7 protein-coding genes are annotated in these 12,613 nt (G+C 53.9%); all 7 read left to right on the plus strand.

Going from position 1 to position 12,613, the window contains the following annotated elements; translation table 11 throughout:
* Window positions 1–160: 160 nt before the first annotated feature.
* Entirely contained in the window at window positions 161–2,485 is a 2,325-nt protein-coding gene (yicI, locus tag CHH75_RS16270; protein ID WP_095398678.1) for an alpha-xylosidase, read from the plus strand.
* Between the two features lie 216 nt (window positions 2,486–2,701).
* On the plus strand, window positions 2,702–4,486 hold the full coding sequence (locus CHH75_RS16275; protein WP_095266538.1) for a sensor histidine kinase: 1,785 nt from the start codon (window positions 2,702–2,704) through the stop codon (window positions 4,484–4,486).
* A complete protein-coding gene (locus tag CHH75_RS16280) occupies window positions 4,479–6,029 on the plus strand; it encodes a response regulator transcription factor (RefSeq protein WP_095266539.1) in 1,551 nt (516 codons plus the stop codon). The genes CHH75_RS16275 and CHH75_RS16280 overlap by 8 nt, the downstream gene beginning before the upstream one ends.
* A gap of 254 nt (window positions 6,030–6,283) precedes the next feature.
* On the plus strand, window positions 6,284–7,249 hold the full coding sequence (locus CHH75_RS16285; protein WP_095266540.1) for an ABC transporter permease: 966 nt from the start codon (window positions 6,284–6,286) through the stop codon (window positions 7,247–7,249).
* A gap of 15 nt (window positions 7,250–7,264) precedes the next feature.
* Window positions 7,265–8,176 carry a carbohydrate ABC transporter permease gene (locus tag CHH75_RS16290; protein WP_095398679.1) on the plus strand — a complete coding sequence of 304 codons (912 nt, stop codon included), beginning with the start codon at window positions 7,265–7,267 and terminating at the stop codon, window positions 8,174–8,176.
* A gap of 90 nt (window positions 8,177–8,266) precedes the next feature.
* Window positions 8,267–9,961 carry an ABC transporter substrate-binding protein gene (locus tag CHH75_RS16295; protein WP_095266542.1) on the plus strand — a complete coding sequence of 565 codons (1,695 nt, stop codon included), beginning with the start codon at window positions 8,267–8,269 and terminating at the stop codon, window positions 9,959–9,961.
* A 57-nt stretch (window positions 9,962–10,018) separates the two neighbouring features.
* Entirely contained in the window at window positions 10,019–12,388 is a 2,370-nt protein-coding gene (locus CHH75_RS16300) for a glycoside hydrolase family 95 protein (RefSeq protein WP_330163991.1), read from the plus strand.
* The last annotated feature ends 225 nt before the right edge of the window (window positions 12,389–12,613 follow it).

Here is a 12,613-nt window from a genome sequence, read left to right on the forward strand (position 1 = left end):
ACTCTCCTTCATGCGGAATTGGTAATCCCTAGGTGGATATATACATCAAAATCGTGCAATAAAACGACCGGATATTGATAGAATCAACAAAATTAGATCAGTATAATGATATTATAACGCTTACAACACCAAATTGAAATATAGAAAGGCGGTCCAACTTATGAAATTCACCGACGGCAACTGGATGATTCGTGAAGGTTTCTCCGTAGCTGGAGCCGTTCAGGCTTATGATTTTGCGGTAAAAGGGAAGACGCTGACAGCTTACGCCTCCACCGCGCCCATTCCCGGCCGGGGAGCCACCATTAACGCGCAGCTGATTACGGTTCAGTTCCATTCCCCGGCTCCGGACGTGATCGGCGTTAAACTGATTCATTACGCAGGCGTGCGTGATCTCGGTCCGGCATTTGAATTGAACAAGAGCGACGGGGATCATGTCGTCATTGAAGAGAATGAGAACGAAGCGACGATGCGCAGCGGCAACCTGAGCGTTGTCATCAGAAAAGGCTCGCAGTGGTCCGTGGACTTCTACAGAGGCAGCGAGCGCATTACCGGCAGCGGCTTTAAATCGATCGCTCACATCGTGGAAGAGGGCGGTCAAGCCTACATGCGCGAGGAACTTGACCTTGGCGTAGGCGAGTGGGTATACGGCCTCGGCGAGCGCTTTACGTCCTTCGTCAAGAACGGTCAAGTGGTCGATATCTGGAACAAGGACGGCGGAACGAGCTCTGAGCAGGCATACAAAAACATTCCGTTCTACCTCACGAACAAGGGGTACGGCGTGTTTGTCAACCAGCCGGATCTGGTCTCCTTCGAGGTCGCCTCGGAGAAGGTGAAGAAGGTGCAGTTCAGCGTTCAGGGCGAGTCGCTGGAATACTTCATTATTGATGGTCCGGATCCGAAGGGCGTGCTTGATAAATATACGAATCTGACCGGGAAGCCGGCACTGCCGCCAGCCTGGACCTTCGGTCTGTGGCTCTCTACATCCTTTACGACCAAGTATGACGAGGAAACGGTTAACTCCTTTGTAGATGGCATGCTGGAGCGCGATATCCCGCTGCATGTATTCCACTTTGACTGCTTCTGGATGAAGGGGCTCAATTGGACAGACTTCCAATGGGATGAAGAGGTATTCCCGGATCCGCAAGGCATGCTGCAACGCCTGAAAGAGAAGGGGCTGAAAATTTGCGTATGGATCAACCCGTACATTGCCCAGCGCTCCCGCCTGTTTGAGGAAGGCCGCGAGAAAGGCTACCTTGTGAAGAAGCCGAACGGCGATGTATGGCAATGGAACATGTGGCAGCCAGGGATGGCACTGGTGGACTTCACCAATCCGGAAGCCTGCGAATGGTATGCAGGATACCTGCGCGAGCTGGCGGACATGGGTGTCGACAGCTTCAAGACCGACTTCGGCGAGCGGATTCCAACAGATGTCGTTTATTATGACGGCTCCGATCCGCACAAAATGCACAACTACTACACACAACTGTACAACAAAGTAGTCTTCAACGTACTGGTTGAGAAATTCGGCAAGAATCAGGCTGCCGTATTTGCCCGCTCGGCAACCGTAGGCGGACAGCAATTCCCGGTTCACTGGGGCGGAGATTGCTATGCCGACTACGAGTCCATGGCGGAGAGCCTTCGCGGCGGACTATCGCTCGGACTGGGCGGCTTTGGCTTCTGGAGCCATGATATCGGCGGCTTCGAAGCTACAGCGCCTGCGCATGTCTTCAAACGCTGGCTGGCCTTCGGTCTTCTGTCGAGCCACAGTCGTCTGCATGGCAGCAGCTCTTACCGGGTGCCTTGGGCCTATGATGAGGAAGCAGTGGACGTAACCCGCTTCTTCACTCAGCTGAAATGCAGCCTGATGCCTTATCTGTTCCATACGGCCGTTCAGGCTTCGGAGAAAGGCATCCCGAGCATGCGCGCCATGTTCCTGGAATTCCCTGGCGACCCGGCTGTCGAAATGCTGGACCGTCAATATATGCTGGGCGATTCCTTGCTGGTTGCACCTGTATTCAGCGAGCAGGGAGAGGTTACTTATTACTTGCCTCATGGACGCTGGACGCATCTCTTGACCGGGGAGACGGTCGAAGGCGGAACATGGCGGAAGGAAACGTATGATTTCCTGGGACTGCCGCTCTTTGTACGCGAGAATGCATTTGTGGCGATTGGCGCGGACAATACCCGTCCGGATTATGACTATGCGGACGGCGTGAAGCTGGGACTATATGCGCTGGAAGAGGGCAAAGAAGCTGAAGTTACTGTGCGCAGCATGGAAGGGGCAAGCGAGCTGGAAGTTCGCGCGGTGCGCAGCGGCAACCGCGTCGCCTTTACAGGCACCGGTGCAGGCAAGCCATTCTCGATCCAACTGCACAGCATGGGCGAGATTGAGTCTGTTGATGGCTCCGCAGCCTTGGCCGAAGGTGCAATTCAAGTGGCCGGCGGACAGCAGACGTTCTCCTTTACCGCAACGCTTAAAGCATAAAGGCAACCTAACACTTCCGGGTGAAGCATTGCAGGTTATAAGCCCGCAGCAGCGATTGATTTAACGCTGGTGTCGGGCTTATTTCCATCTTTTTCATGCGATCGGCGGGTGCAAACCTTGTTATAATGGCGATGAAACCAGTGCCAGGTCTTGTTGAAACCGTTTACTTATATCGGCGGGATGGGCTGGCGACGATACAAGGACAGGAGCATAAGCATGCGATCCTCTTTCATTCAGCTCATGAATGACATGAAGCTTCGAAATAAGTTGATATTATCCTTTGTTGTGGTCGTATTTGTGCCGGTGGCGATCGTTGGCGTAATTCTGACCAGTGAGCTGCGAAAGTTCGCTTTTGACAATGCCATGGAGCAGGCTTATCAAAATGTAGACCGTGTCAAGAAACGGGCCACCGAGATTATCAATGTGGCCGATGATCTGTCCTACAGGCTGCTGTATGACGAAAGATTGAAGAGCGTTGTCAACAATCGCTATGAAAGCGTATACGATGTGTTCGTTGCTTATAGGGCCTACCCGGATCTTCATCAGGCGATCCAAATGTACAAGGAGATCTCCAACATTCGTTTCTATAGCAACAACGAAACGCTGCTGAACAACTGGCAGTTCATCAATCCGACACCCGAGATCGAGGCCACGGACTGGTACAAGAACGCCAAGGAGAACGTCGGACTGGTCCAGTGGGATTATATTACGGACGAGAGAGACAATCGAACCTATCTCAGCCTGGTGAAAGGCGTCGATTTAGGAAGCAGGGACAATCGCGGCGTGCTGGTCATCAACGTAAACTCCGAGATTCTCAATACGATACTGAGCCAGGAGACGTTTGACACCATTATCGTGGACAGCAAGAACAATATCGTCGCCTCGAACCGTCCGGAGCTGTACGGGAGTCCGCTGGAAAATATCCATGATGAATCCGGCGTCGTATACAATCTGGAGGGCATCTATGAGTCCGTGATTGACAATAAGGAGTCCAAAGTGCTGATTGAACCGCTGAATACCGAGTCGGGCGTGGACGGCCTGAGGATTATTTCGATCTTCTCCATCGATAGCATTGTCAAGGAAGCCAACCGGATCAACCGGCTTGCGATGACGGTGATTCTGATCAGTTTGCTGCTGGCCTTATTGCTCATATACAGCTTCTCGCATCTGATATCCAGCCGGCTGCTTCGCTTGAGCAAGCATATTTCGAAGGTAGGTACGGGAAACCTCGGCGTGGCTATGGAAATTGACGGCCGGGACGAGATTGGGCAGCTCTCGCGCCAGTTCAATTCGATGGTATCCAGCATTGGCGAACTGATGAATGAAGTGCAGGAATCCAATCAACAGAAGCGGTTGCTTGAGCAGAAGCAGAATGAAATCAAGTTCAAAATGATGGCCAGCCAGATCAATCCGCATTTTCTGTTTAATGCGCTCGAATCGATCCGCATGGAAGCCCATATCAAGGGGGAGACCGAGATTGCCCGCGTGGTGCGGATGCTGGGCAAGCTGATGCGCAGCAATATTGAGGTTGGCAGCGGCAAAACAACCATCAAGGATGAAATCGAGATGGTGGAATGTTATTTGGACATCCAGAAGTTTCGTTACGAGGATCGGCTTCGGTTCGAGGTTCAGGTCGACCCCGAAGCACTGCTGTTCCGGATTCCGCCGCTGATTATTCAGCCGCTTGTGGAGAATGCGGTCATCCACGGCATGGACAACAAGCAGGAGGCGACCACGGTCCGGGTGATGGTAACTGCGGAGAATGAGGCGATCCTTATATCGGTCGCGGATGACGGTGCCGGCATCGACCCGAACAGACTCGAAATGATCCGGGGGTTTCTGGAAGAGTCGGAGGAACAGGAACGGATCGGCCTCCGAAATGTGCATGTCCGTCTCCAGTTGACCTATGGTCCGGCATCCGGTTTGCACATCGAGAGCGAGCCTGGGCAAGGCACGATAATTCAATTCAGCATTCCGATGGGGGGAGAGTTCAATGATTAAAGTGCTAATCGTGGACGATGAGCCGAAACTTCGTGAAGGACTGAAAAGCATCGTCCCGTGGAATGAGCTTGGCTTTCAGGTTGTGGATACAGCAGCGAACGGATCGGAGGCGCTTGACAAATTCAAGGCGCATGCACCGGACCTGATGCTGGTGGACATTCGGATGCCGGGCATGGACGGCCTGCAGCTTATTGAGGCGATACGGGAGAAGGACCCTCGTGTGCACATGCTTATATTGAGCGGGTACGCTGATTTTGACTATGCGAAGAAGGCAATCTCACACCGGGTCGCCGGTTACTTGCTGAAGCCGGTGGATGAGGATGAGCTATCCAGTTACTTGCTGGAAATCAAGGAGGAGATCCAGAAGGAGCGCAGCTGGGAAGACACGCATAAGGTGGTCGTGGAGGAGAGCCGGGAGGCCTTGATCCAGACACTGCTTTCCGAGGAGTCTCATAGCGGGACTGAGCTTGCGCAGCATGCTGCGAGGCTGGATCTGATGTGGAATTATTATCAAATTCTGCTCGTGCATGCTGAAGGCGAGGAAACCGCGAATCAGGACCCGGAACGCACGCTGAAGGAGCTGCTGAATGAATGGGTCGAGCAGCGGGGCCATGGTGCTGTCTTTGCCTATCAGGCGTATACCGGAGTCCTGTTGTCTGCCTCGCTTCATACCGAGGCGGCCAGGCAGGAGATGTATGGTCTGCTGGACCGCGCAGCGGCCCAGGCAGGTCTGCATATAACGGCAGCGGCGGGGAAAGAGGTGCGCAAGCTGGAAGATGTGGTCCAGTCGTACAAGATGGCCAAGTCGCTCATCCGAAGCCGCTTTTTCTATCCGCCGGGCGAGCTGCTGTCGTCCTATTCCAAGCCGTTCACGGCCGAAGATGATAGCCAGGAGGGCGGATATGACCCAAGCCAAGCGATGGACCAGCTGTACTTCGCCGTGGATGTCGGCCATGCCGAAGTGCAGCATAGTCTGATTCCATCCGCCGCATACGCAATGGTTCGTGACGGGTATACGGAGGGAATGATGAAGGGCGCCTTTATGGAGCTTCTGACAGGCATATTCCATAAGCTGACCCTGCATCATCCGGATCTTCAGTCCCGCACCAAAGAATATACCGACAACATTGCGGCCGTGTACCGGCAGCGCACGGTGTTTGAACTGTGCCAGCATGCCGTCGATGTGCTGGGCGAACTAACACAGCAGGTCGGCAGAGGCAGTTGTGATCAGGAGATCAAGCGTATCCTGGATCTAATCGAGCGGAGCTACAGCGAGAATCTCAAGCTGGAGACACTGGCCACCGTCTTCAATTACAACAGCGCTTATCTGGGCAAGGTGTTTAAAAATACGACCGGAGAATACTTCAACACGTATCTGGACAAGGTGAGAATCAGCAAGGCGAAGGAATATCTGAAGCAGGGGATGAAGGTGTACCAGGTCGCCGAGAAGGTGGGCTATACGAATGTCGATTATTTTCACAGCAAATTTAAAAAATATGTCGGAACCTCCCCCTCCAGCTATCGCAAAGAACTGAAACTGTAGTCGCCTGATGCGGCATATAGCCGCTGGGACCGGCATCCCCTCCATGCCGGATGAATCCGTACGAGATGGACATATCTTGAAGCGAAGCCCCACGTGTTGGGGCTATTCTTTTAGGCGACGGACGCGGCGTCTGACGGTCCATTAGCCATCGCGAACAATGTCTAATTTTTATATGATTTTTGGCGAAATCCTTCGGGTACCGCCTGGCGGCTCCTTGGTTTATCATCGTGGTATACAAGAGAGGAGGGGTTGGTTTGAAAGCGGTAACAGAAACATCAGGCAGCACGGAGCCTACCGTAAATAAAAAGAAAAAAGGCTTTTGGACCACTTTCAAGGAGCAGAAAATACTGTATGGAATGTCGCTTCCCTTTATCATCGTTGTGTTCATATTCAGCTATTTGCCGGTGTGGGGCTGGATTATGGCATTCCAGAATTATAGGCCGGGCAGAGGGATATTCGAACAGAAGTGGGTCGGCTTTGATCACTTCGTGACCCTGTTCACGGATGATAAGTTTTACCTCGTGTTGCGAAACACGCTGGCCATGAGTTTCATGGGGCTGATCGTGGGATTCACCATCCCGATTTTGTTTGCGGTGCTGCTCAATGAGATTCGTGGAAGCGTTTTTAAAAGAACCGTACAAACGATCTCCTACTTGCCTCACTTTGTATCCTGGGTCGTTGTTGCCGGGATTGTAACCAAGATGCTGTCCGTTGATGGAGGCGCTGTCAATCAGCTGTTGATGGCCCTGGGCTTCATCGATCAGCCGATTCAGTTCATGGCACAGGGAAGCTGGTTCTGGTATATCGTTACCGCCTCCGATCTGTGGAAGGAAATGGGCTGGAATGCGATCATCTATCTGGCCGCGATTGCCGGCATTGATCAGGAGCAGTTCGAAGCAGCCAAGGTGGACGGAGCAAGCCGCATCCGCCAAATCTGGCACATTACACTGCCGAGCATTGCACCGACCATTGCCATTCTACTCATTATGTCGATCGGGCACCTCGTCAGCATCGGGTTTGAGAAACAGTTCCTGCTTGGGAACCCGCTCGTTGTGGACTACTCCGAAGTTCTCGATTTGTATGCATTGAATTACGGACTGAGCATGGGTCGCTTCTCCTTCGGTACGGCGATCGGGATGTTCAACTCGATTGTTAGTATCATTCTGTTGCTCACAGCTAACGGTTTGTTCAAAAAATTCATGAAGCAATCGATTATGTAAGGAGGAGGGAGCAGCATGGCTCGTACGAAAGCAGCATCCATCAAGCCCTCGTTCTCCGATCGGGTGTTTGATATCGTGAACTACACGTTCATGACCCTAGTTATGATCGTGACACTATATCCATTCTTGAATGTGCTGGCGATCTCGCTTAACGACTCTGTGGACACGGTTCGCGGAGGAATCACGATATGGCCAAGGCAATTCACGTTAGAAAACTACATGCAGATATTCCAGTATGAAGGGCTGATTACCGGTGCCAAAATATCGGTGCTCCGGACGCTGGCTGGAACGCTGCTCGGCCTGATCTCAGGCTCGATGCTCGGCTATGTGCTGAACCGGATAGAGTTTCAGGGCCGCAAGTTTATGTCTACCTTCCTGGCTCTGACGATGTACTTCTCCGGCGGCATGATTCCAGTATTCATCCTGATCCGGGACCTGAACATGATGAACTCTTTCCTGGTCTACATCATTCCCGGAATGGTCAGCGCATTTAACGTCTTTGTCATCCGGTCGTTCATCGACGGCCTGCCCTATTCCTTGCAGGAGTCGGCCAAGCTGGACGGAGCGAACGACTTCACGATTTACTATCGCATTATCCTTCCGCTCTGCAAGCCGGTGCTTGCCACCATCGCCCTGTTTCTGGCGGTCGGACAGTGGAACTCCTGGTTTGATACGTATCTGTACAACGGCTCTGCACCGCATCTAACAACCCTTCAATTCGAGCTGATGAAGGTGCTGCAGAGTACACAGGGACAAAACACCGGGATGGGGGCCGGTCAGAACATGGCCGAAATCGTCAAGCAGGTATCTCCGGAATCGATCAAGATGGCGATCACGATCGTGGTTACCGTTCCGATCCTGCTGGTGTATCCGTTCCTGCAGCGTTACTTCGTGAAGGGCATGACGCTCGGAGCGGTAAAAAGCTAAACACCGATCCATGGTATCAGCAGGCCGTGCGGCCGCGTGCGGCCTGTTATACAATAGAATTTTTTCACTTTAGAATAGGGGGTAAAGCAAATGAATCACAAGAAAAGATTATCGCTGCTCCTTGCCATCATGATGCTGGCTACATTTATTCTGTCTGCGTGCAGCGGGGGTAATAACGGCAATTCCGCAAGCGGCGGAGACACTGGCAATGAGGGAGACAGTCTGGAGCCGATCACAATCACATATTTCAGCGCGGACTCTAACGCGAACTGGGTCAACATGCAGGATGCGGTTGGCAAGAAGCTGACCGAGCTTACGGGCGTTACGATTCAAGCCGAATTCGCGGTGGATGGCTCGAACCAGAAGCTGCCGCTCATGGTGGCCAGCGGTGAGTACCCGGATCTGGTATTTGCTAAAGGGGATGCCAATCTGTTTGTTGATGCAGGCGCTTACATTGATCTGACAGACCTTATTGAGGAGCATGCACCGAACATCAAAAAGGTCTACGGCGACTATATGAGCCGCTTGAAGTGGAGTAATGAGGATGAAGCGATCTATGTGCTGCCTACCTTGGCGGCGGTAGATAATGAGATGCTCGACGCGGGCGGTACGTTCCAGATTCAACACGAAGTATTGAAGGAGCTCGGCTATCCGGAGCTGAAGACAGTGAAGGACTACGAGAATGCTCTGAAGGCTTATTATGAGAAGTACCCTACGATTGACGGGCAGCCGACGATTCCGCTGTCGCTGAACGCGGACGGCTGGAGAATTATGATATCGGTTACAAATCCGGCCTTTATCGCAACCGGCGTATCCGATGATGGTGAATATTATATCGACCTGGAGACGGCCGAGGCGCAGCTGCACTACAAGCGTCCGGAAGAGAAGGAGTATTTCCGCTGGCTGAACCATATGAACGCTACCGGGCTGCTGGATAAAGAAACATTCGTACAGAAAACAGACCAATATGAAGCTAAAATTTCCTCGGGCCGCGTCCTGGGCGTAATCGACCAGGATTGGGGCTTCGGCAATGCAACGAGTGCTCTTCGTTCCTCCGGCAAAGAGAATCGCACCTATGCAAGATTCCCGATCCAGCTGGATGAAACGACCAAGGATGCTACATTCCAGGATACCGGTTATGTGGCAGGATGGGGTGTAGGGATTACAACGTCTGCCAAGGATCCGGTGCGCATCATTAAATTCCTGGATTATCTGGCATCCGAGGAAGGTCAAATTCTGATGAACTGGGGCATTGAAGGCGAGCATTATGAAGTTGTAGACGGCAAGCGCGTCATTCCGGAAGAGATTCAGGAGCGCAAAACGTATGACAATGCCAACTTCACGAAAGAGACAGGAATTGGCTTGTACAATGCACTGTATCCGCGCTACGGAGACGGTGTGCTGGACTCGACAGGCAACTACTTCACAACCAACTTCCCTGAGACGATCATGAAGAACTATACGCCGTCCGAGAAAGAGACGCTTCAGGCATACGGCGTAGAGATGTGGAAGGATCTGTGGCCGAAGAAGGAAGAATTCCCTGTGAAGCCATGGGGTGTTGCTTACAACATTCCGGTACCAAGCGATTCCAACATCAACATCACGTATAAAAAAGTGGAGGAAATTACCCGCAAACGTATTCCGGAAATCATTCTGGCAGACCCGTCCAAGTTCGACGAGCTGTATGATCAGTTCATTCAGGAACTGAACGCTGCCGGTGCGGAGCAGATGGAACAAGAATATACCGAGCTCGTACGCGCTCGCGTGGAGCTGTGGAACGACTAATACAAGGTGAGGGGCATGCTTATGGCTGCCCCTCTTTGCATAGAAGGAGAGATCGAATTGGCAGAGGAGCAGGAATGGAAGCTGTGGTATGGCCAGCCGGCTGATAAGTGGGAAGAGGCGCTCCCGCTTGGCAATGGCAGGCTGGGGGCAATGGTGTTCGGCAGGATAACCTCCGAGCGGATTCAGTGGAATGAAGATACACTGTGGTCCGGTTTTCCCCGCGATACGCATAACTATGATGCGCTCAGGTATCTTGCCCCTGTGCGGGAACGGATTGCGTCGGGACGCTACGAAGAAGCGGAGAAGCTCATTGAAGAGCATATGGTGGGCAGGCGTACGGAGTCCTTTTTGCCGCTTGGGGATCTCATTATTGAGCAGGAAGGAATCAGCGGGGCGGTTACAGGCTACAGGCGGGAGCTGGATCTGGATGCCGGGATGGCAGCGGTACGTTGGGTTTCCGAAGGAAGGCGCTATAGCCGGGAGATGTTTATCAGTGCGGTCGATCAAGTTGCGGTGATCCGGTATGAAGCCGATGCAGATGCATCGCTTGATCTGACCATCCGACAGGAGTCTCTGCTTAAGCATCATATCCGTGAGACGGCAGAGGGGATCCTTAGGCTGTTCGGGCATGCGCCGTCCCATATTGCCGACAATTACAGGGGAGACCATCCGCAATCCGTGCTGTACGAAGAGGGACGGGGACTGCGGTATGAGATGCAGCTGCTTGCTCAGGTGGAAGGAGGCCACGCACGTGCTGATAGCGGTATGATTCGCATTAGCAATGCGTCATCGGTGACACTTCTGGTCGCCGCTGCTACCGATTTCGAAGGGTTTGATCAGATGCCAGGGGCGGAGGGAAGCATGCCGTCCAAGCGGTGTGAGCAGGCGCTTCTAGCCGCTGCTCAGCTGGGCTATGAGCAGCTGCGTGATCGACATCTGGCAGATCACCGCGCATTGTTCCGCCGTGTGGAACTCCGCTTGGGACCGGAGGCTGACGGGCGGCTGACAGCATGCAAGCCGACCGATGAGCGCTTGAAGGCGTACCGCGAGGGCGGAGCTGATCCCGCGCTGGAGGCGCTGCTGTTCCAGTATGGGCGCTATTTGCTCATGGGTAGCTCGCGTCCGGGTACGCAGCCGGCGCATCTGCAGGGCATATGGAACCCGCATGTGCAGCCGCCATGGAACAGTGATTACACCACGAATATCAATACGGAGATGAATTACTGGCCAGCTGAGGTGGCCAATTTGAGCGAATGCCACGAGCCGTTGATCCGGATGATCGGGGAGCTGTCTGTTCACGGCAGCCGTACCGCCCATATCCATTACGGCTGCCGGGGCTGGACTGCGCATCACAATGTGGATCTGTGGCGCATGTCGACCCCGAGTGACGGCAGCGCCAGCTGGGCATTCTGGCCGATGGGCGGCGTATGGCTGTCCCGTCATCTGTGGGAGCATTATCGCTATAATCCTGACCTTGAATATTTGCGGCAGACGGCTTATCCGCTCATGAAGGGAGCGGCCCTGTTCTGCCTGGATTGGCTTGTGGAGGATGAGAAGGGGCGCCTTATGACCAGTCCATCCACCTCCCCCGAGAACCGCTTCCTGACGGAGGAAGGAGTGGCCTGCAGCGTGTCGGCAGGCTCGACGATGGATATGGCGCTCATGCGGGAGCTGTTCCATAGCTTCATCGAAGCGTCGGAAATGCTTGACGATGACCGGGAGCTGCGGGAGGAGCTTCGGCAGGCCGCTAAACGGCTGCTGCCGTATCAGATTGATGCGGAGGGAAGATTGATGGAATGGAGCGAGCCATTTGCAGAAGCCGAGCCGGGACATCGCCATGTGTCCCATCTGTACGGCCTGTACCCGGGTGAGGAGATCACCCCGGAGGCGACGCCCGAACTGGCCGCCGCAGCCGAGCGCTCGCTGGCGTCCCGGATCCGCAGCGGCGGCGGGCATACCGGCTGGAGCTGCGCCTGGCTGATCAATTTGTATGCCCGGTTAGGGCAGCCAGAAGCGGCGTATACGTACGTCCGCACGCTGCTGAGCCGCTCCGTTCATAAGAATCTGCTCGGCGACCATCCGCCGTTCCAGATTGATGCCAATTTCGGCGGAGCAGCCGGCGTGGCCGAAATGCTGCTCCAGAGCCATGGTGGTGTCATCCGACTGTTGCCGGCTCTCCCGGCAGCCTGGGAAGCGGGCGCAGTCCAGGGCTTGAAGGCGCGTGGCGGCTTCGTTGTAGCGATGGCGTGGAGCAAGGGAGCTCTTGACTCGGCAAGCGTCATCTCCACGCATGGACAGCGCTGCACACTCGTCTATCACAAGCCGCTCGAAGTGGCTGACGACCATGGCTCCATCGTAGCTGAAGGGGAGAGCTGCACGTTCGAGACACAGCGAGGGAAGGTGTATGTTATACGTTTGCTCAATTAACAGGGGGTCAGGCGAGCAGGCCAGCAGGCCAGTATGAGAGCATCCGGTGTGATTCGCTGTCCCGCGGGTCTGCTTATCCGCTGTCTGGCTGCTTTGGATGATGATCCCGTTTGATCAGGTATCCTCCTGAACGAAGGGCTCATGGTGCTAAGGGGAGTTTGGAGAAATCAGTAGCTTACCCGGTGACGTTCATATTGATGAGCGTACGTTACACAGTCTCGGCCC

Origin of the sequence: Paenibacillus sp. 7541 (genome assembly GCF_002276395.1) — a bacterium.
GTDB lineage: Bacteria > Bacillota > Bacilli > Paenibacillales > Paenibacillaceae > Paenibacillus_AQ > Paenibacillus_AQ campinasensis.